20 protein-coding genes and 1 tRNA gene are annotated in these 19,998 nt (G+C 72.9%); 6 read left to right on the top strand and 15 right to left on the bottom strand.

Features of this window, described 5'->3' with window-relative positions; all coding sequences use genetic code 11:
• A partial coding sequence (gene leuS, locus ACFE60_RS09195) for a leucine--tRNA ligase (RefSeq protein WP_375388552.1) occupies positions 1-1,831 on the bottom strand: 1,831 nt, incomplete at its 3' end.
• A 167-nt stretch (positions 1,832-1,998) separates the two neighbouring features.
• On the opposite strand from leuS, the gene ACFE60_RS09190 reads away from it, so the two are divergent.
• A complete protein-coding gene (locus tag ACFE60_RS09190; protein WP_375388551.1) occupies positions 1,999-2,607 on the top strand; it encodes a DedA family protein in 609 nt (202 codons plus the stop codon).
• A gap of 52 nt (positions 2,608-2,659) precedes the next feature.
• Here ACFE60_RS09190 and ACFE60_RS09185 read toward each other — a convergent pair whose 3' ends face one another.
• The 4 genes from ACFE60_RS09185 to ACFE60_RS09170 are packed head-to-tail and all read right to left on the bottom strand — an operon-like array spanning position 2,660 to position 5,964.
• Positions 2,660-3,598 carry a glycine betaine ABC transporter substrate-binding protein gene (locus ACFE60_RS09185; protein WP_375388550.1) on the bottom strand — a complete coding sequence of 313 codons (939 nt, stop codon included), beginning with the start codon at positions 3,596-3,598 and terminating at the stop codon, positions 2,660-2,662.
• 13 nt (positions 3,599-3,611) lie between these two features.
• Complete coding sequence (locus ACFE60_RS09180; RefSeq protein WP_375388549.1) at positions 3,612-4,358, bottom strand: ABC transporter permease; 747 nt, start codon at positions 4,356-4,358, stop codon at positions 3,612-3,614.
• Positions 4,355-5,062 carry an ABC transporter permease gene (locus tag ACFE60_RS09175; RefSeq protein WP_375388548.1) on the bottom strand — a complete coding sequence of 236 codons (708 nt, stop codon included), beginning with the start codon at positions 5,060-5,062 and terminating at the stop codon, positions 4,355-4,357. Before ACFE60_RS09175 ends, ACFE60_RS09180 begins: the two co-directional genes overlap by 4 nt.
• On the bottom strand, positions 5,062-5,964 hold the full coding sequence (locus ACFE60_RS09170; RefSeq protein ID WP_375388547.1) for an ABC transporter ATP-binding protein: 903 nt from the start codon (positions 5,962-5,964) through the stop codon (positions 5,062-5,064). Before ACFE60_RS09170 ends, ACFE60_RS09175 begins: the two co-directional genes overlap by 1 nt.
• 134 nt (positions 5,965-6,098) lie before the next feature.
• Between ACFE60_RS09170 and ACFE60_RS09165 the strand changes: the two genes are divergently transcribed.
• On the top strand, positions 6,099-7,172 hold the full coding sequence (locus tag ACFE60_RS09165) for an App1 family protein (protein WP_375388546.1): 1,074 nt from the start codon (positions 6,099-6,101) through the stop codon (positions 7,170-7,172).
• Between the two features lie 190 nt (positions 7,173-7,362).
• On the opposite strand, the gene ACFE60_RS09160 is transcribed toward ACFE60_RS09165, so the two are convergent.
• Complete coding sequence (locus ACFE60_RS09160; protein WP_375388545.1) at positions 7,363-8,754, bottom strand: glucose-6-phosphate dehydrogenase; 1,392 nt, start codon at positions 8,752-8,754, stop codon at positions 7,363-7,365.
• Between the two features lie 91 nt (positions 8,755-8,845).
• Here ACFE60_RS09160 and ACFE60_RS09155 point away from each other — a divergent pair, with 91 nt between their 5' ends.
• The 4 genes from ACFE60_RS09155 to ACFE60_RS09140 all read left to right on the top strand — a co-directional run bounded on the left by ACFE60_RS09155 (position 8,846) and on the right by ACFE60_RS09140 (position 12,898).
• Positions 8,846-10,012 (top strand): acyl-CoA dehydrogenase family protein, encoded by a 1,167-nt coding sequence (locus ACFE60_RS09155; RefSeq protein WP_375388544.1) that lies wholly within the window; start codon positions 8,846-8,848, stop codon positions 10,010-10,012.
• 57 nt (positions 10,013-10,069) lie between these two features.
• Positions 10,070-11,509 carry an MFS transporter gene (locus ACFE60_RS09150; RefSeq protein WP_375388543.1) on the top strand — a complete coding sequence of 480 codons (1,440 nt, stop codon included), beginning with the start codon at positions 10,070-10,072 and terminating at the stop codon, positions 11,507-11,509.
• 82 nt (positions 11,510-11,591) lie between these two features.
• Positions 11,592-11,667 (top strand) — tRNA-Ala (locus ACFE60_RS09145).
• 244 nt (positions 11,668-11,911) lie between these two features.
• Positions 11,912-12,898, top strand: a complete 987-nt coding sequence (locus ACFE60_RS09140; RefSeq protein ID WP_375388542.1) for a helix-turn-helix domain-containing protein — start codon at positions 11,912-11,914, stop codon at positions 12,896-12,898.
• Between the two features lie 9 nt (positions 12,899-12,907).
• Here ACFE60_RS09140 and rsfS read toward each other — a convergent pair whose 3' ends face one another.
• The 9 genes from rsfS to ACFE60_RS09095 form a co-directional block, all read right to left on the bottom strand.
• On the bottom strand, positions 12,908-13,276 hold the full coding sequence (gene rsfS, locus ACFE60_RS09135) for a ribosome silencing factor (protein WP_375388541.1): 369 nt from the start codon (positions 13,274-13,276) through the stop codon (positions 12,908-12,910).
• A gap of 8 nt (positions 13,277-13,284) precedes the next feature.
• A complete protein-coding gene (locus ACFE60_RS09130; protein ID WP_375388540.1) occupies positions 13,285-14,976 on the bottom strand; it encodes a hypothetical protein in 1,692 nt (563 codons plus the stop codon).
• The gene (nadD, locus tag ACFE60_RS09125) at positions 14,973-15,584 is read right to left on the bottom strand and encodes a nicotinate-nucleotide adenylyltransferase (protein ID WP_375388554.1); all 612 of its coding nucleotides are present in this window, start codon (positions 15,582-15,584) and stop codon (positions 14,973-14,975) included. Before nadD ends, ACFE60_RS09130 begins: the two co-directional genes overlap by 4 nt.
• A 19-nt stretch (positions 15,585-15,603) precedes the next feature.
• The gene (locus ACFE60_RS09120) at positions 15,604-15,798 is read right to left on the bottom strand and encodes a hypothetical protein (RefSeq protein ID WP_375388539.1); all 195 of its coding nucleotides are present in this window, start codon (positions 15,796-15,798) and stop codon (positions 15,604-15,606) included.
• 61 nt (positions 15,799-15,859) lie between these two features.
• Positions 15,860-17,134 (bottom strand): glutamate-5-semialdehyde dehydrogenase, encoded by a 1,275-nt coding sequence (locus tag ACFE60_RS09115; RefSeq protein ID WP_375388538.1) that lies wholly within the window; start codon positions 17,132-17,134, stop codon positions 15,860-15,862.
• Between the two features lie 85 nt (positions 17,135-17,219).
• A complete protein-coding gene (proB, locus tag ACFE60_RS09110; RefSeq protein WP_375388537.1) occupies positions 17,220-18,002 on the bottom strand; it encodes a glutamate 5-kinase in 783 nt (260 codons plus the stop codon).
• Positions 17,999-19,510 carry a GTPase ObgE gene (obgE, locus tag ACFE60_RS09105; RefSeq protein ID WP_375388536.1) on the bottom strand — a complete coding sequence of 504 codons (1,512 nt, stop codon included), beginning with the start codon at positions 19,508-19,510 and terminating at the stop codon, positions 17,999-18,001. The genes proB and obgE overlap by 4 nt, the downstream gene beginning before the upstream one ends.
• Positions 19,511-19,605: 95 nt before the next feature.
• A complete protein-coding gene (rpmA, locus tag ACFE60_RS09100) occupies positions 19,606-19,887 on the bottom strand; it encodes a 50S ribosomal protein L27 (RefSeq protein WP_375388535.1) in 282 nt (93 codons plus the stop codon).
• Positions 19,888-19,897: 10 nt separating this feature from the next.
• Positions 19,898-19,998: bL21 family ribosomal protein (locus tag ACFE60_RS09095; RefSeq protein ID WP_375388553.1), on the bottom strand; the 101-nt coding region annotated here is incomplete at its 5' end.

The following is a 19,998-nucleotide window of genomic DNA, read 5'->3' as shown; positions in this document are numbered from 1 at the left end:
CGCCGCCGGACAGCACCATGCCCTGGTTCAGCAGCGCGCTGAACGGCTCGGTGAAGTGCACGTAGCCGAGGTCGAACAGCACCTTGGTGATGAAGCGGGCGTACAGCAGGTGCAGGATCGCGTGCTCGACGCCGCCGACGTACTGGTCGACGGGCGCCCACTTGTCGGCCTCGGCCGGATCGAACGCCTTGGTGTCGTCGTTCGCCGACAGGAAGCGGAGGAAGTACCAGGAGCTGTCGACGAAGGTGTCCATCGTGTCGGCGTCCCGCTTCGCTGGGCTGCCGTCGATCGGGCTCGGCACGTTCACCCAGTCCGTCGCCGCGCCGAGCGGGGAGGTGCCCTTCGGCCGCAGGTCGAGCCCCTCGGTGCTCGGCAGGCGGACCGGCAGGTCCGCCTCCGGCACCGGGATCTCGGTCCCGTCGGCGGCGTGGATGATCGGGATCGGCGTGCCCCAGAACCGCTGGCGCGAGATCAGCCAGTCGCGCAGGCGGTAGCTCTTCGCCGCCCGGCCGGTGCCGGCCGCCTCCAGCTCCTTCACGACCCGCTCGATCGCGCGCGCCTTCGACAGCCCGTCCAGGCTGCCGGAGTTGACCATCCGGCCCTCGCCGGTCAGCGCGACGCCGGTCACCGCGGGGTCGACGGACTCGATCTCGGGCAGCTCGCCGCCTGGCGGGATGACCGGGATCACCCCTGTGACGGGCTGGAAGGTGTCGACGACGGTCCTGACCGGCAGGTCGAACGCCCGGGCGAAGTCCAGGTCGCGCTGGTCGTGCGCCGGCACGGCCATGATCGCGCCGGTGCCGTAGTCGGACAGCACGTAGTCGGCGGCCCAGATCGGCAGCCGCTCGCCGGTCCGCGGGTTCAGCGCGTACCGGCCGAGGAACACGCCCGTCTTGGCGCGGTCGGTCGCGAGCCGCTCCACCTCGGTCGTCGACTGCACGCGGGCGAGGTACGCCGCGAACGGCTCGGCGATCTCGGCGGGGGTGCCGGCGATCAGCTCGGCGGCGAGATCGGAGTCCGGCGCGACCACCATGTACGTCGCGCCGTGGATCGTGTCCGGCCGCGTCGTGAACACCGTGATGGGCTCCTCACGGTCCTCGACCCGGAACTCGACCTCGGCGCCGTTGCTGCGGCCGATCCAGTTGCGCTGCATCGCGATGACCTTCGACGGCCAGGTGCCCTCCAGCTGCTTCAGATCGTCGAGCAGGCGGTCGGCGTACTCCGTGATGCGGAAGTACCACTGCGTCAGCTTCTTCTTCTCGACGACCGCGCCGGACCGGTCGCTCGTGCCGTCGGGCAGGACCTGCTCGTTCGCGAGCACGGTCTGGTCCACCGGGTCCCAGTTGACCCAGCTGTCCTTCCGGTACGCCAGGCCCTTCTCGTACAGCTTGAGGAACAGCCACTGGTTCCACCTGTAGTACTCGGGGTCGGAGGTGTGCAGCTCGCGGCTCCAGTCGAAGCTGACGCCGTAGCGCTCGAACGACGCCTTCTGCTGCGCGATGTTGTCGTAGGTCCACTCGCGCGGGTCGGAGCCGCGCTTGATCGCGGCGTTCTCCGCGGGCAGGCCGAACGAGTCCCACCCGATGGGGTGCAGCACGTTGAACCCGCGCTGACGCCAGTACCGGGCCGTGATGTCCCCGAAGGCGAACGCCTCCGCGTGCCCCATGTGCAGGTCGCCTGAGGGGTACGGGAACATGTCGAGGATGTACTTCCGCGGGCGGTTGTCCGCGGGGTCGTCCGTGCGGAACCAGTCGCCCTGCCGCCAGATCGGCTGCCACTTCTCCTGCAGCTGCTCGAAGGTCGGCAGCTCGTCGGGGTCCGACTGGGTCATCGCGGGGATCCTTCGTGTTTCAGGCTCGTTTCAGGCGCGGAACAGCAGACAACCCTAGGCGCCCCGCCGACGCCCGCCCGCCGTGCGGAGTTCCCGTCCCCGCGCCGCGGAGGAGGCGCGCCTACGCTGAACCTCCGACGACGAAGGAGCGCCACCTGGACGCATGGTTGACCACCCTGCTCGAAGGCCTGGCGGGGCTCGGCGCATGGCGGTACGTCGTGGCCTTCATCGGCATGTTCTGCGAGACCAGCCTGTTCGTCGGCCTCCTGATCCCCGGCGACACGATCATGCTATTCACGGCGACGGCGGGCCGCGGGGCGGCGGAGTGGGTGCTGCTGGTGCTCGCCGTCGTCTCCGGATCGCTCGCGGGCGAGAGCCTGGGCTTCGTCATCGGCCGGTTCTTCGGCCCCCGGCTGCGGATGAGCCGCATCGGCCGCCGCGTCGGCGAGCCGCACATGCTGCGGGCGGAGCGCTGGCTCGACCGCCGGGGCGGGGTCGCGATCCTGCTGAGCCGCTTCCTGCCCGTCATGCACGCGCTGATCCCCGTGACGGTCGGCGCGAGCCACTACCCCTACCGGCGCTTCCTCGCCTGGACCGCCCCGGCCTGCGTCCTGTGGGCCTGCATCTACGTGTCCGTGGGGCAGGCCGCCGGGTCCAGCTACCGGGTGCTGGCGCAGGAGATGCACTTCGCGGGCTGGGTCGTGCTCGGCGGCGTCGTGGTGTTCCTGCTCGCCGCCTGGCTCGGCAAGCGGCTGCTGCACCGCCTCGAGCGCTGACGGCGATGGCCGGTGTCCCGAGGGACACCGGCCATCGCGGTCGACGGAGGGGTCAGAGACCCTGCGCCGTGATCCAGTCCTTGGCGATCGCCGCCGGGTCCGCCTTGTCGGCGAACGCCTTCGTGTCGAGGTCGATCAGCTGCTGCTGGGACAGCTTCGCGGAGATGCCGTTCAGCAGCTCCGTCGCCTTCGCGTCGGCCTTCGCCGTCGTGAGCACCGGGACGATGTTCTGCGGACCGAACTGGCCCTTGTCGTCCTTCAGCGCCACGAAGTCCGGGTCGGTGAAGCTCTGCGACGTCGTGTAGATGTCCGCCACCTGGACCGAGCCGTTCTTCAGCGCCTTCACGGTGGCGGGGCCGCCGCCGTCCTGGATCGCCTTGAACTTGATGTTCGACAGCCCGTAGACGGACTTCAGCGCCTTCAGGCCGTCGGGCCGGGTGCTGAACTCCTTGTTGGCCGCGAGGGTGACCGTGCCCGCCTTCTTCAGGTCGCCGAACGACGTCACGCCGTACTTCTCGGCGAACGACTTCAGCACGACGAGGGCGTCGGAGTCCGACGCCTCCGCCGGGGTCAGGGCCGTGAGGCCGTCGGCCTTCAGCAGCGAGTCGAGCTTCGTCTTCGCGGTGTCCGCGTCGGTCAGCGCGTCCTTGTTGCCCAGGAAGTTGGCGAGCGAGCCGAGGTACTCGGGCGTGAGGTTCACCTCGCCGCTCTTCAGCGCCGGGTACAGCGTGGCCCGCTGGCCGGGCTGCTTGTAGCTGACCGTGTAGCCGTTCTTCGCCAGCACCTGGCCGTAGATCTGCGCGACGACCTGCGTCTCGGGGTACGGCGTGGTGGCGACGACCAGGGACTTGTCGCCTGCGCCGCCGCTGCTCGAGGCGGCGGGGGTGTTGCCGGCGAGCGTGTCGCCGCTCGAGCAGGCGGCGAGCGACACGGTCGTCGCGATCGCCAGCGCGCCGACGAGCGCGAAGCGTCTGCGGTCGATCCTCTTCATTGCTGCGTTCCTCTCAGTTGACGGGTGTCCCGGCCGGCGTCGTCGTGACGCCGCCGCCGCGTGCTGTGGTGGTGCGGGAGCGCGGACCGCGGGACACCCCGCGCGGTTCGCTGAGTCGTTGGAGCAGGGCGAAGCCGCCGTCGAGCACGAGCGCGAGCGCGGTGACGAGCAGCGAGCCGCCGATCATCTGCACGTAGTCGTTGCTCGCCGGGCCGGCGAGGACCGCCAGCCCGACCGTGGTGTAGCCGAAGAAGGAGGCGAGGGTCGCCGTCGCCACGATCTGCAGCACCGTCGCGCGGAGGCCGCCGAGGATCAGCGGGAGGCCGAGCGGCGCCTCCACCCGCGTGATCACCTGCCACTCGGTCATCCCCATCGCCCGGGCGGCGTCGATCGTCTGCCGGTCGACCGACTCGAAGCCGGAGTAGACGCCCGCGAGCAGCGGGGGGATGCCGAGGATCGCGAGCGGCAGCACCGGCGTCAGCCAGTCGGGCTGCAGGGTCAGGACCACGACGACCGCGGACAGCAGGCCGAGCGTCGGCAGCGCCCTGGCCGTGTTGCTCGCGAGGATCGCGACCAACCGGCCGCGGCCGGTGTGCCCGATGAGCACGCCGAGCGGCACGGCGACCACCGCGGCGATCAGCACGCTCGCGCTCGCGATGCCGAGCTGCCCGAGCAGCTGCGAGCCGAGGCCCGGCGACTCGGTGTCGGCCCAGTTGCGGCCGTCGAGCAGCCAGGCGATGCCCTGCAGGAGGAGGTTCACAGTCCGCTCCCCGCCCCGGTGCCCGCCGGCGTCGGCTGCGACAGCGCGCGCCCCGCCGCCCGGGACACCTTCTGGCGCCGGTTCCACGGCATCAGCAGGCCGCCGACCGCGTTCAGGATCAGGTCGAACACGGCGGCGAGCAGCAGGACCAGCACGATGCCGACGCCGATCTCGAGGCCGAAGCTGCGCAGGTAGCCGTCGGTGAAGAGGTCGCCGATGCTGCTGATGCCCGCGAGGGAGCCGACGGTCGCGAGGCTGACGGTGCTCACGGAGACGACGCGCACGCCGGCGAGCAGCACCGGCCCGGCGAGCGGCAGCTCGACCCGCCAGAACCGCTGGCCCGCCGAGAAGCCCTGCGCCTCAGCGGACTGCCGGACGGCCGGCGACACCGAGGCGAACGCGTCGGCGGCGCTGCGGATCATGATCGCGACCGCGTACACGGTCAGCGCGACCAGGACGTTCTTCGGGTCCAGCAGCGCGAAGCCCAGGATCACCGGGACCAGCAGGATCAGGGCGAGCGCCGGGATCGTGTACAGCACGTTGCCGACGGTCAGCAGCACGCCGCGGGCGATGCGGGACCGGCTCGCCCAGTACCCCAGCGGCACGGACGCGAGGAACCCGATGACGATCGGAGGGACCGAGAGAGCCGCGTGGGTGACCACGAGGTCCCAGAGGTAGCCGAGGTGCCCTCCGATCCAGTCCATCAGGCGTCGCCCGCCTGGTCCGTCTTGTTCGAGACGCTGCGGGAGAGGGGGCTCGAGCCAGAGAGGGCCAGACGGCCGTCGGGCGCGCTGATGACGCCGGCCGGGTAGCCGCCCGCGTCGACGAGCAGCACGTCGTCGCCGGCCCCTCGCTCCTCCACGGTGAGCCTCCGCTTGCCGCGCTTGGCGCCGATGAAGTCGGCCACGAAGTCGCTGGCCGGGTTCGCGAGGATCTCCTGCGGGCTGCCGATCTGCGCGACCTTGCCCCCGCGCTGCAGGATGACGACCTGCGTGCCCAGCAGGAACGCCTCGTCGATGTCGTGCGTGACGAAGACGATGGTCTTGCCGATCTCGCGCTGCAGGCGCAGCAGCTCCTGCTGCAGCTCCTCCCGCACGATCGGGTCGACGGCGCCGAACGGCTCGTCCATCAGCAGGATGTTCGGGTCCGCCGCGAGCCCGCGGGCGACGCCGACCCGCTGCTGCTGGCCGCCGGAGAGCTGCGCCGGGTAGCGGTTCGCCAGCGACCGGTCGAGGCCGACCCGGTCGAGCAGGCCCAGCGCGTCCTGGCGGGCCCGCGCCTTCGGCGTGCCGGTCAGCACCGGCACCGTGGCGACGTTGTCGACGACGGAGCGGTGCGGCAGCAGCCCGGAGTTCTGCATCACGTAGCCGATGCGGCGCCGGAGGGCGACCGGTTCGACGTCGCCGACGACCTCGCCGTCGATCAGGATCTGCCCCTCGGTCGGGTCGACCATGCGGTTGATCATGCGCAGCAGGGTCGTCTTGCCGCACCCGGAGGAGCCGACGAACACGGTCGTCGTGCGCGACGGGATCGTCACGGAGAAGTCCTCGACCGCGGTCGTGCCGTCGGGGTAGGTCTTGCGCACGTGGCGGAACTCGATGCTCACCCGGCGTCCTCTCCTCGTTCGGCCGAAGCGGGGACGAATATACGAGCGCCCTCCGACATCCAAGCGCGCACACCGTGAACCCGTCGGTTTGTGACGCCCCGTGAGCACGGGAAGCGTCTGCGAGACTGCGTGCCGTGGCCCCACCGCAGCGTCGCCCGTTCCGGCGCCGCACCCCGTCGCCCGCCGCTCTGGAGGCCGTCGGCCGCGCGATGCGCGTCGACAGCGCGATCCGGGAGTTCCGCGAGCAGCGCGCCAGGCGGTCCGGCCGGGCGCCGTCGCTGATCCCGTACACCGGGTACGGCTCGACCTCGTGGGTGCGCGTGCTCGGCCGGGTGCTGATCACCGCGCAGGTGCCGCTCGACACGGAGTCGCCCCAGGAGTCCTTCCGCGGCTGGCGCAGCTTCACCGGCATCCCCGTCGACGGCGCGCCCGTGCGCGTCGAGATCGGCGACGTCGTGCACCACGTCGTCGCGGACCACGGCGGCGTGATCGACGTGCGGGTCGAGGCGGACCTCTCCCCCGGCTGGCACACGGCGCGCCTCAGCATCGAGGGCGAGCGCGACGCCGGCACGGCCGCGACGGCGCCGATCTTCGTGCTGGACCCGGCCGCGCCCTTCGGCATCGTGTCCGACATCGACGACACCGTCATGATGACCGCGCTGCCGCGGCCGCTGCTGGCCGCCTGGAACACGTTCGTGCTGAACGAGCACGCCCGCAGCCCCACGCCCGGCATGGCCGTGCTGTACGACCGGATCCGCCGCGCGCATCCGGCGGCGCCGTTCCTCTACCTGTCCACCGGCGCGTGGAACGTCGCGCCGACGCTCGGCCGGTTCCTCAGCAGGAACCTGTACCCGCGGGGCCCGCTGCTGCTGACCGACTGGGGTCCCACGCCCGACCGGGTGTTCCGCTCGGGCCGCGCGCACAAGATCGACGAGCTCGAGCGGCTGGCGACCGAGTTCCCGGACATGCGGTGGCTGCTGATCGGCGACGACGGGCAGCACGACGAGGAGACCTACAGCGGGTTCGCGGAGGCGCATCCCGACAACGTCGCCGCGATCTGCATCCGCCAGCTCTCCACGAGCGAGGCGGTGCTCGCCGGCGGCCGGTCTCGCGAGCGCTGGCGCGAGCAGACCACGTCGGCGAACTGGGTCTTCGCGCCCGACGGCGGCGGGTTCGCGAAGCAGCTGGAGCGCCAGGGCCTCCTCTGACCGACGCTCCCCTCGGAGGAGCGCCTCAGCAGGAAGAACCGAGTCCGTCAGCAGGAAGAATCCGCTTCGGCAGGAAGAACGGGCCGAGTTCTTCCTGCTGGACGTCGTTCTTCCTGCTGTCGTGCTCGTGGGTCGCCGCCCGGCGCCCGCGGTCTGCTGCTCGCGCCCGGAGGCGGGGAGCGTCAGCCGCTCAGCCCCAGGAGGCGGGACCGGCGCTGCCCGCCGCGTACTCCTCCAGCGGCACGTCGCCGCGCTGCCAGGCGTCGAGCACCGGCTGCACGATGTTCCAGCACTGCACCGCGACGTCGCCGCGGATCGACAGCGTCGGGTCGTCGCCGAGCACGCCGCGGATGACCTCGCCGTACTCGGTGACGGCGCTCTTCGGCAGGGTGCCGCTGACCTCGACGGGCTCCAGCTCGAACGGCATGTCCGCGCCCCCCGCCGTGAACCGCAGCTCGATCCGCGGCGGCTTGAAGCCGAACCGCAGCACCTCCGCGGCACCGTCGCCCGACTGGCCGTCGGGTCGGAACCGGACCGGCCGGTAGTGGATCCGGATCTCGTTCGCGGGATCGCCGATCGCCTTGCCCGAGCGCAGCACGAACGGCACGCCGGCCCAGCGGGCGTTGTCGACCTCGAGCGCGATCTCGGCGAGGGTCTCCGTCTCGTTGCCGGGGTCGACGCCGTCCTCCGCCGTGTAGTCCGGCAGGTGCTTCCCATCCACGTCGCCCGCCGTGTAGCGCGCCCGTCGCGACGGCGCGTCCGTGCCCGGGAAGACGGGACCGCCCGACCACACCTTGGTCACCGACAGCGCCGCGGCGAGGGAGTTGCGGAGGTGCTCCGGGTCCAGGTCCGGCGGCGCCTCGCACGTCGTGACCGCGAGCACCTGCAGCAGGTGCGACTGCAGCATGTCCCGCAGCGCGCCTGCCGTGTCGTAGTACCCGGCGCGGCCCTCGAGCCCCAGCTTCTCGTCGTAGACGATCTCGATCCGCTCGATGTGCTCGGCGGTCCAGGAGGACTCGAGCAGGCGGTTGTTGAAGCGGGTCGCGAGCATCGCGAGCGCGGCCCGCTGCCCGAGGAAGTGGTCGACGCGGTGGATCCGCTCCTCCGGCACCACCCGCCGCAGCGCCTCGTTCAGCGCCGTGGCGCTGTCCGCGTCGTCGCCGAACGGCTTCTCGACCGCGAGCACCGTGTGCTCGGGCAGGTCCAGGCCCTCGAGCACGGTCGCGACCTTCGACACGATCGACGGCGGCAGCGCGAAGTACACGACCAGGTCGCCGTCGACCCGCTCGAGCAGCGGCTTCCAGTCCTCGGCGGTCGTCGGGTCGGCCTGGACGTACGTCGTCGAGGCCAGGATCGCGGCGGCGGCCTCGCCGGTCGCCTGCACCTGCTCGAACGCGGCCCGGACCGTCTCCTGCCACTCGTCGGCACGGTCGGAGCGGCCGCTGCCGACGACGGTCAGCCCGTCGAGCAGCCGCAGGTCGGCGGTGTCGCCCCCGGCGATGAGGCTGCCGATGCCGGGCAGCAGGAGGCGCTTCGCGAGGTCGCCGCTGGCGCCGAGGATGAGCATCGTCGTGGAGGTCACGTCCGGAGCGTACGGAGGAGGCGCTGGACGGCGGGTGGATCCTCCCCGTGCGCGGCACGGGCGCCAGGTGCACGCCGCGTAGCGTGGCCGCGTGCCCACCTCCCCCTCCGCGCACGCGCTCGACGACGCCCTGCTGGCGCGCGTCCGCGACCGCGCGGCCGGTCACGACCGCGACGGCTCCTTCCCGCACGAGGACCTGGCCGAGCTGCGCGCCGCCGGCTACCTCGCCGCGCTGGTCCCCGAGGAGGCGGGCGGCTGGGGCCTCTCGCTCGAGGACCTCACGCGCGAGCAGTCCCGTCTCGCGGCGGCCGCCCCCGCCACGGCGCTGGCCGTGAACATGCACCTGGTGTGGACGGCCGTGGCGCGCATCCTGCACGACCGGGGCGACCCGTCGCTCGACTTCGTGCTGCAGGAGGCGGCCCAGGGCGAGGTCTTCGCGTTCGGGGTCAGCGAGGCGGGCAACGACCTCGTGCTGTTCGGCTCGACGGTGGAGGCCGCGACGCGACCCGACGGCTCCGTCGCCTACACCGGGACCAAGACCTTCACGTCGCTCTCCCCCGTGTGGACCCGGCTCGGCACCTTCGGCCTCGACGGGACGAGCGCGGACGCGCCGCGCATCGTCTGGGGCTTCCTGGACCGGGACTCCGCCGGGATCGAGGTGGTCGAGGACTGGGACCCGCTCGGTCAGCGCGCGACGCGCAGCGACACGACGCACCTGCGCGGCGCCGTCGCCCGCGCGGACCGCGTCGTGCGGCGACTGCCGCCCGGGCCGAACCCGGATCCCCTGGTGTTCGGGGTGTTCGTGGCGTTCGAGATCCTGCTCGCGGCGGTGTACGCGGGCGTCTCCCACCGCGCGGTCGAGCTGGCGGCGGAGGCGGCTCGGCGGCGGTCGTCGCTCCGGTCCGGCGGCGGACCGCGCTCCGACGATCCCGACGTGCGCCGCCGGGTCGCGACGGCCGCGCTGCTCGACGACGCGCTCGACCCGCAGATCCGGTCCCTCGCGCGGGACGTCGACGCGCTCGTCGATCACGGCTCCCTCTGGTTCGCGAAGGCCTCCGGGCTGAAGGTGCGGGTGACCGAGCAGGCGAAGGCGGTCGTCGACGCCGCGATCCTGGTCGGCGGCGGCAGCGGGTACGCGGCCTCGTCCGAGCTGTCCCGGCTCTACCGCGACGTGCTGGCCGGCGCGTTCAACCCCTCCTCCGCCGACTCCGCGCTGAGCACCATCGCCACCGCCGTCCTGGGGCCGCCGAGCGCCTGAGCCCCCGCGGCCTGCGAGGCCGACGACCGTGCAGGCGCGCGTTCCTACGCTGCCGGGGTGGACGACGAGACGCCCGAGCGGCAGCGGCACCCGGCGCTGATCCTGGCGATCTGCTGCCTCAGCCTCTTCATCGTCAGCCTCGACGCGACGGTGACGAACGTCGCGCTGCCCACGATCGGGAAGGAGCTGCACGCCGGCGTCACCGGGCTGCAGTGGACGCTCGACGCCTACACGCTGACGCTGGCCAGCCTGCTCGTCCTGGCCGGGTCGTCCGCGGACCGGCTCGGCCGGAAGCGGGTGTTCCGCATCGGGCTCGTCGTGTTCGGACTCGGGTCGCTCGCCTGCAGCGCCGCCCCGACCGACGGGTTCCTCATCGCCGCACGGGTGCTGCAGGCGCTCGGCGGCACGATGCTGAACCCGGTGTCCCTGTCCATCATCACCACCGCGCATCGCGAGCCGAGAGCGCGGGCGCGCGCCCTCGGGATCTGGGGAGCCGTCAGCGGCATCGCGCTCGGCTTCGGCCCCCTCGTCGGCGGGCTGCTCGTGGAGACGGTGGGCTGGCGGGCGATCTTCTGGGTGAACGTGCCCGTCGTGATCGCCGCCCTCGTGCTCACCACCCGCTTCGTTCCCGAGTCCCGCGCGGCCAGGCCGCGCCGCGTCGACCCGCTCGGTCAGGTGCTGGTGGTGCTGCTGCTCGCCGGCACGGTCTTCGGGATCATCGAGGGACCCGAGCTCGGCTGGACCTCGCCCGGCACGCTCGCCGCGTTCGCGGTCGCCGCGATCGCCCTCGTGCTGTTCGTCCCCGTCGAGCGGCGGCGCGAGCAGCCGCTGATCGACCCCCGGTTCTTCACCAGCATCCCCTTCGCGGGCGCGGTGGTCGCGGCGGTGCTGGCGTTCGGGTCCTGGAGCGCCTTCCTGTTCTCCAACACCCTGCTGCTGCAGGAGGTGAAGGGGTTCCCGCCGATCGTGACCGGGCTGCTGTTCATGCCGGCGGGCGTCGCGATCCTGATCGCGTCGCCGCTGTCCGGCCGCCTCGTCGGGGCCCGCGGCACGCGCCTGCCGATGTCGCTGGCCGGCATCCTGATCGCGGCGGCCGCGACGGCCCTGGCCTTCACCACCGCCTCCTCCCCCGTGGCGGTCGTCGCGGTCGTCTTCGCGCTCTTCGGACTCGGGTTCGGGCTGGTCAACGCGCCGATCACGAACACCGCGGTGTCCGGCATGCCGAACGACCAGGCCGGAGCCGCCTCCGCGATCGCGTCGACGGGCCGCCAGGTCGGCACCGCGCTGGGCATCGCGCTCGCCGGCTCGATCACCGGTGCGTCGGGCGCCGGTGGGAGGGTGCCGCGCTCGTTCGCGACGGACGCGCACCCGCTGTGGTGGACCGTCGTGGCCGCGGGGCTGGTGATCGTGGCGATCGGCTCGCTCAGCAGCACCCGCGCCGCCGAGCGCTCGAGCGAGCGGCTCGGCCCGCTGCTGCAGGACGCGGCGCGGTCCTGATCGACCGTCGCGCCGACCGCGCGGCGGAGGGCGGCACCCCGGGCTCGGTGTACACTCGACAGGCCGCTTCGGCGGCAGCCGAGGGTCTGTGGCGCAGCTGGTAGCGCACCTGCATGGCATGCAGGGGGTCAGGGGTTCGAGTCCCCTCAGATCCACCAGGCGTCCGGCTCGGTCCAGCTCCTCTCTCGCCAGAGGACGGACCGGGCCGTTCGTCGTCTCGAGCCCGGAGCGCAGGGTGCGATCACCGCGCTGCGTGCAACGGTCCGGCGGCACCTGCACGGATGCCCGATGTGATGTGCGCTCGATCCGATGCGCTGCCCCCGGACCTGCGGGCACTCCCATGCCGCGCGCCCCCGGGCTGCGCATAATGGCTGCCCACGACGTGGTGGACGGGGGCGACGGGTGGACGCAGCACGCGATGACACCGTCGCATCCGGCTCCGACGCGGCCCAGGACGACGCACGGTCGCCGATGGTCGAGCACCGCGTGTACCACGGTCCGGCCGGCCTGCGCGACCTGCCGGTCGAGGGCCGCTTCACCGCCCCGGACCCCGACGCGTTCGAGGCCGTGATGACCCGGGTGCGGCTCGGCCAGCTCGTCCTGCGCCGTACCGAGATGACGGCGCACCGCGCGATCATCGACGGCCGCCACGGCACCGGCGAGCCGGACATCCTCCGCCTGCTGACGGTGCAGGAGGGCGGCATGCTCGCCGCGGCGCCGGGCGGCAAGCCCATGCACCTCGGGCCCGGCGACGCCCTGTTCACCTGCCGCGAGCGCAAGTACATCTACCAGACGGACGGCCCGGTCGTCATCGTCGCCTCGACGCTGCCGGTGACGAGCCTCCCCACCGCGGTGCGGCGCTTCGAGCTCCTCCCCGTCGGTCCGCTGCCGCACTCGCCGCTGGCCGACGCCGTCGTCGACCTGATGGTGCACCTGTCGTCGCGGCTCGACGAGGCGTGGACGTTCGACTCGGACTACGCGGCCCGCGGCCTGATCGACCTGGAGACCGCGATCCTCACCGAGGTCCTCGGCCCGATCGAGCCGCTCGCCGGCCCGGACCGCGTCTACACCGCCGCGCTCGAGTACATCGAGCGGCACCTGAGCGACCCGGAGCTGCGGCCGCCGCAGATCGCGCAGGCGCTGGGCGTCAGCCTCCGCTACCTGCACCGGGCGTTCGACGACAAGGAGGCGACCGTGGCGCGGCACCTCCGCGAGCGACGCCTCGATCTGATCGCGGACGCGCTGCGCGCCGGACCGCGCCAGCCCTCGCTCGCCGCGCTGGCCGACCGGTTCGGCTTCAGCAGCCAGGACCGGCTGGCCCGCGCGTTCCGGCGCCGGTACGGCGTCTCGATGTCCGAGTACCGCGCGACGACGACCCCCGTCGGCTGAGCGGAGGACTCAGGACGCGGCGGCGCGCTCCTCGATGGGGATCACCGGGCAGTCCCGCCACAGCCGTTCGAGGCCGTAGTACGCACGGTCCTCCTCGAGGAACACGTGCACGACGACGTCGCCGAAGTCGAGCAGCTCCCAGTGCCCGGAGCCACGGCCCTCGCGTCGCTTCAGCGGCACGCCGACCGAGCCGAGCCGCTCGTCGACGGCGTCCGCGATGGCGCTGACGTTGCGCTCGCTGCTGCCCGAGACAATGAGGAAGGCGTCCGTGAGGGCGAGCCGGCCGGAGACGTCGAGCGCCACCAGATCCGTCGCGTTCCTCGAGACGGCGGCCTCCGCCGCCTCCTGCACCTGGGATCTGATCTGTGGCTGCTCCATCTGAGCGATCAGAATAGCTTGAGCACCCAGCTGCCGACGAGCAGGGTCACCACACCCACAGCCATCGCACCGGCCACGATCGCGAGCACGGTCGGCAGCACGTTGCCCCGGCGGCTCGGCGGACCCGCGAACCGGCGGTCGTGCGGCGCACCGCTGACGGCCTTGGAGGCGCGGACGGGCGCGACGCCCGAGGCCGGCTCGTCCTGCGCCGCCTCGTAGAGCCGGTCGATCTCCTGCGAGTCGTACAGGTCGCTCGGCGCACCCGTCGTCGACAGGCTCCTCGACAGGTTCATCGACCCGGTGATGAAGATGTCGCCGTGCGAGTCGAGCGCCTGCGTCAGATCCGGTGACCCGTCGTTCGGGATGATCAGGGCGTTCGTGGAGCCGTGGGAGCCCTGCACCGAGCGGCTGAGCAGGCCGGTGAAGCCGTCCTGCACGTCCTCCTCGTCGGCCCAGGCCATCCCGGGGGCCTGCTGGCGCTGGGCGGCCTGCGGCTCGGCGGGCTGCTGCCGCGCCTTGCGGATCAGGGCCTCGAACCCGGCCAGGTCGGTGACCTCGCTCTGCGGGCCCAGCTGGCCGGCCTCGAACTGCGCGGCCTGGAACCCGGCGCCGGCGTGCGGCTCGACGAACGGCATCGGCGCCTGGGCCGGCACCGGGCTCGAGAACGCGGACCTGGGCTGCGCGCCGTACCGGTCCTCGGGCTCGATGAACGCCGGATCCACGCTGGCGTCCGACCAGTCGTCGCGGTGGTCGGCGGGGACCGACGGGATCGGGCTGGAGAAGGTGAGGGCGTCGTCGCCGGACGGCTCCGAGAAGGCGTGCGGCAGCCCGACGGGGTTCGTCAGCGAGGTCGCCGGCACCGGGTCGGTGGCCTGCAGCGGGATCGCGATCGTCGGCTCGGGCGCGTACGGCTCGTCGTAGTAGCCGTCGTCCTCGTAGTCGTAGCCCTCGAAGCCGGCCGGCTGCCGCTGGTGCTCCACCGGCGGTCCGGCCTGCTGGGTGCGGTCCTCGAACCCGAAGCGCGTCGCTTCCCGCGGCGCCGGCACGACGGGCGGCTGCGGAGCGGCCCGCGGGGCCGGTCGGCCGGGGTCGGCGAACAGCTGGGACGGGAGGCCGTCCTCGCGCAGATCGGTGGTCTCGCGCTCGCGACGGGCGCGGCGGCTCAGGCCGCCGTCGTCGTACGCGGCAGGCTGCTGCGGGAACGCCGCGGGGCGCTGCTGCGGCTGCTGCCGCGCGGGCGCCTGGGGCTGCTGGTACGCCGCGGGCGGCTCGTACGCGGCGGGCGCCTGAGGCTCCGGAGCGCGTCGCAGCACGGCGTCGCGGACCCGGTCGAGCAGCTCGCCGTTCACGCTGCCGGCGTCGCCGCGCGGCGTCGCCGCCGGCGCTCCCGGAACGGCGGTGCGGAACGCGGCCTGTTCGTTCGACGGGCCCGATCCGGGGCGCCGCTCACCCGTCAGCGCCTTCCAGATGTCCTGCGTGTCGCCGACGTTGAAATCCTGGTCGGGCGCGAAATCCGCGCCGTAGTCGCGCGCTTGGAAGTCGACCACTCCCGAGGGGTGGGGCTGCTTCTCCGCGAGCGCCTCCGCAGCGCGGCGCTCGGCCTCGCGAGCCTCGCGGCGGCTCATCGGCGCCCCTGAAACCGGGTCCACGGCGGCCCCGCCCGCGCCCCCGCGCATCTGCTGGTCCTGCCACGACGTCATGCTTCGCTCCTGTACAGCCGGTGCTTGCTGATGTACTGAACCACACCGTCCGGCACGAGGTACCAAACCGGGGCGCCGTGTCGCACACGCGCTCGGCAATCGGTCGAGGAGATCGCCAGGGCGGGCACCTCGAGCACGCTGACGTCCCCCTGCGGCAGGCCGGACACCGACAGCTGATGGCCCGGCCGGGTCACCGCGACGAAGTGGGCGAGGCCCCACAGCTCGTCGAGGTCCTTCCACGTGACGATCTGCGCGATCGCGTCCGCGCCGGAGATGAAGAAGAGGTCGGCGTCGGGATGCTGCGCGGCGAGGTCGCGCAGGGTGTCCACCGTGTAGGTGATGCCGCCCCGGTCGATGTCGACGCGGGACACCGTGAAGCCGGGGTTGGAGGCGGTGGCGACCACCGTCATCAGGTACCGGTGCTCCGGCTCCGTCACCGTGCTCTTGTTGGACGGCCGGTTGGTCGGGACGAACACGACCTCGTCCAGCTCGAAGACGCGCTGCACCTCGCTCGCAGCGACGAGGTGTCCGTGGTGGATCGGGTCGAACGTGCCGCCCATCACGCCGATGCGACGGCGGGTGCTCCCCGGGGAGCGGGCGGCGCTCAGCGCGCTGACGGCTGCCCCGTCAGTGGCCCTGCGGCGTGCCGTGATCGGCCTTGCCGCCCGCGTGGCGGTGCGCCACGTCGCGGTAGGACCAGGCCACCGCGCCGAGCAGGGCGAACACGCCGATGGCGATGAGCGGGAACACGACGCTCGGCACGGGGAGCTGCTGCTCCTGGAAGGTGCCGGATGCGGCGAGCACGACCGAGGCGAGCGACATGCGGATCCTCCTTCTCCCGCCGGTGTCCGGCGGGCTGGGCCAGTGTACGGGCCGCCCCGCGTCAGGCCCTGGTCTGCCCGGTGCCGCGCACCAGCCACTTGGTGCTGGTCAGCTCCGCGAGCCCCATCGGGCCGCGCGCGTGCAGCTTCTGCGTGGAGATGCCGACCTCGGCGCCGAAGCCGAACTCGCCGCCGTCTGTGAAGCGGGTGGAGGCGTTCACCATCACGACGGCGGAGTCGACTTCGGCGAGGAAGCGCTCCGCGTTCCGCAGCGACTCCGTGACGATCGACTCGGTGTGGTGGGTGGACCACCTGGCGATGTGCGCCATGGCGGCGTCGAGGTCGTCGACCACCGCGACGGCGAGGTCCATCGAGTAGTACTCCGCGGCCCAGTCCGCGTCGGTGGCGGGCTCGAGGCCCGGCACCACGGCCCGGGTGCGCTCATCGGCGTGCAGCGTGACGCCGGCCTCGGTGAGTGCGCCGAGCACGGCGGGCAGCAGGCGCTCGGCGGCCGACGCGTGCACCAGCAGCGTCTCGGCGGCGTTGCAGACGGCGACGCGGTGGGTCTTGGAGTTCAGCACGATCGGGATGGCGGTCGCGACGTCGGCGCTCTCGTCGAGGAAGACGTGCACGACGCCCGCGCCGGTCTCGATGACCGGTACCGTCGCCTCCTCCACCACCGCCTTGATCAGGCCGGCGCTGCCCCGCGGCACGAGCAGGTCCACGAGCCCCCTTGCGCGCATCAGCTGCGCGGCGCCGTCGCGGCCGAACTCGTCGATGGTCTGCACGGCGTCGGCCGGCAGCCCAGCGGCCTCCAGCGCGTCCTGGATGACGGCGACGAGCGCGGTGTTGGAGTGCTGCGCCGCCGTGCCGCCGCGCAGCACGACCGCGTTGCCGCTCTTCAGCGCGAGGGCGGTGATGTCGACGGTCACGTTCGGCCGGGCCTCGTAGATCGCTCCGACGACCCCGAACGGCACCCGGACCTGTGTCAGCTGCAGCCCGTTGGGCAGGGAGCTGCCGCGCAGGACGTCGCCGACCGGGTCCTGCAGGCGCGCGATCGCGAGCACCGCGTCGGCGAGGGCCGCGACGCGCCGCTCGTCCAGGGTGAGCCGGTCGATCAGGCCGGCCGAGAGACCCGACTGCCGCGCGGCGGCGAGGTCCTGCGCGTTCGCGGCGACGACCTCGGCCGAGCGGGCGAGCAGGGCGTCGGCGATCGCCTCCAGCCCGCGGTCCTTCGCCGCGGTCGTCGACGTCGCGAGCGTCGTGGACGCCGCCTTCGCGGCGCGGAACCGCGCCTCCGCGGTGTCGAGCCCTCGCGACTCCAGCACGTCCGTCATGGGCCGAGTCTAGGGACGGCCCGCGATGGTCTCGAGGCTCGCTGCGCTCGCATCTCGACCAGCCGAAGCGGACGACCGGACCTGATCAGGTGGCCGGCTCGAACCAGGTGCCGACGCGCTCGCCGGTGAGCGCGGCGTCGACCCGGTCCGTCGCGGTGAGCAGCACGGCGATGCCCGCGTCGGCCGCCATGCGGGCGGCGGCGAGCTTCGTCGCGGCTCCCCCGGTGCCGACCCCGGTGTTCGACTCGGTCACGAGCACCTCGGTCAGCGGGTCGCCGGCCGCGACGAACGGGATCCGGACCGCGCCCGCCTGCTCCGGCGGCAGGGTGTACAGCGCGTCGACGTCCGACAGCAGCACGAGCAGGTCGGCGGAGATCAGGCGAGCGACGAGGGCCGCGAGCCGGTCGTTGTCGCCGAACCGGATCTCGTGGGTGGCGACGGTGTCGTTCTCGTTCACGATCGGCAGGATCCGCAGCGCCAGCAGGGTCTCGAGCGCCCGCTCAGCGTTCCTGCGGTGGGTCGGGTTGTCGATGTCGCCGGCCGTCAGCAGCACCTGGCCGGCGGTGATGCCGTAGGCGTCGAGCCGCTCCTGGTACCGCTTGACGAGCAGGCTCTGCCCGACCGCGGCGGCGGCCTGCTGCACGGCCAGGTCCGTCGGCCGCTCCTGCAGGCGGAGGTACGGCATACCGGTCGCGATCGCGCCGGACGACACCAGCACGACCTCGACGCCGCGGGCGTGCGCGGCCGCGAGGGCGTCGACGAGCGGCGCGATCTGCGCGGCGCGCTCCCCGCTGATGGAGGAGGACCCCACCTTCACGACGATGCGCTGGGCGGCGTCGATCACCTCCGGCGTCCGCGGCGCCGTCACGACTCGAGGTCCTCGCGGGTGGCGCGCTCCGCGGACCGCTCCTCCTCCAGGTCGGCCCGGGCGGCGCTCTTCGCGTCCATCCGCTCCTTGTACGACTGCCGGCGCTCCTCGGTGGAGCGGCGGACCCCGCCGCTGAAGCGCTGGTCGGTGCCGCGAGGACCGACCGCGAGCTCCGCCATGGACGTGAGGGTCGGCTCCCAGTCGAAGACGACGCCGTCGCCCTCGCCGATCACGACCGCCGAGCCCGGGCGTGCGCCGGCCTTGAAGAGGCCCTCCTCGACGCCGAGCTTCGCGAGCCGGTCCGCGAGGTAGCCGACGGCCTCGTCGTTGGTGAAGTCGGTCTGCTGCACCCAGCGCTCCGGCTTCGCGCCGACGACGCGGTACAGCGTCTCGGTGCCGCCCTCGACCCGGACGGTGAAGGGGATCTCGTCGACCGCCTTCGGCCGGACCACGATGCGCGGGCGCAGCGCCTCCTCCGCCAGCCGCGCGGCGCGGTCGGCGCCGATGATCGCGGCGAGGGCGAATGAGAGCCCGCCGAGGCCCTCATGGCTCGCGGCCGACACCGCGAAGACCTGCAGCCCGCGGGCCTCGAGGTCGGGGCGCACCAGCTCGGCGAGGTCGCGCGCGTCGGGCGAGTCGACCTTGTTCAGCGCGACGAGCTGCGGCCGGTCGACGAGCGGGACGGCGCCGTCCGGCACCGGGTACGCGGCCAGCTCCGCGATCACGACGTCGAGGTCGCTGAGCGGATCGCGGCCGGGGTCGATCGTCGCGCAGTCGAGCACGTGCACGAGCACGCTGCAGCGCTCGATGTGGCGCAGGAAGTCGAGGCCGAGGCCGCGGCCCTCGCTGGCGCCCTCGATGAGGCCGGGGACGTCCGCGATCGTGTAGCGCACGCTGCCCGCCTCCACCACGCCGAGGTTCGGCTGCAGGGTGGTGAACGGGTAGTCGGCGATCTTCGGCCGGGCCGCGGACATCGCGGCGATGATGCTCGACTTGCCCGCGGAGGGGAACCCCACGAGCGCGGCGTCGGCGATCGTCTTCAGCGTGAGGCGGACGTCGAGGGCGTCGCCCTCCGTGCCCAGCAGCGCGAAGCCCGGGGCCTTGCGCTTCGGGGTGGCGATGGCGGCGTTGCCGAGCCCGCCCCTGCCTCCGGCCGCGGCGACGAAGCGCATGCCGGGCTCGATCAGGTCGACGAGCGGCAGCCCATCGGCGTCGGTCACGACGGTGCCGACCGGCACCGGCAGCTCCAGCGGCTCGCCCGCGGCCCCCGCGCGGTCGTCGCCCGCGCCCGGGCGGCCGCTGCCGGAGGAGCGGTGCGGCGACCGGTGGTACCCGAGCAGCGTCGTCACCTGCGGATCGGCGACGAGCACGATGTCGCCGCCGTCGCCGCCGTTGCCGCCGTCGGGGCCGGCGAGCGGCTTGAACTTCTCCCGGCGGATCGATACGCAGCCGTTGCCGCCGTGCCCGGCGCTGAGGTGCAGCGTCACCGCGTCGACGAACGTCGCCATGGCGAGCCTCCTCTGTCCTTCTCGATGCAGTCCTCGTACATGCGGAACGGGCGGGTCCTCGTCAGGATCCCGCCCGTTGCCGATCGATCAGTGCGTCAGGCGCCTGCGGTCTCCAGGACGGGCTGCGCCGGGACGACGATGTTGACGACCTTGCGGCGCCCCTTGGCGCCGAACTCGACCGCACCCGCCTCGAGGGCGAAGAGGGTGTCGTCCTTGCCGCGGCCCACGTTCGCGCCGGGGTGGAAGTGCGTGCCGCGCTGGCGGACGAGGATCTCGCCGGCCTTCACGACCTGGCCGCCGTAGCGCTTGACGCCGAGGTACTGCGCGTTGGAGTCGCGACCGTTGCGGGTCGAGCTCGCGCCCTTCTTGTGTGCCATGGTCTGCTCCTCAGCCGATCGCGGTGATGCGGACGCGGCTGAGCTCCTGGCGGTGGCCCTGGCGCTTCTTGTAGCCGGTCTTGTTCTTGAACTTCTGGATGACGATCTTCG

The sequence above is a fragment of the uncultured Amnibacterium sp. genome (genome assembly GCF_964245895.1).
Classification (GTDB): Bacteria; Actinomycetota; Actinomycetes; order Actinomycetales; family Microbacteriaceae; genus Amnibacterium.
The sequence above is the reverse complement of the archived record's forward strand: the minus strand, read 5'-3'. Positions and strand labels throughout refer to the sequence as shown.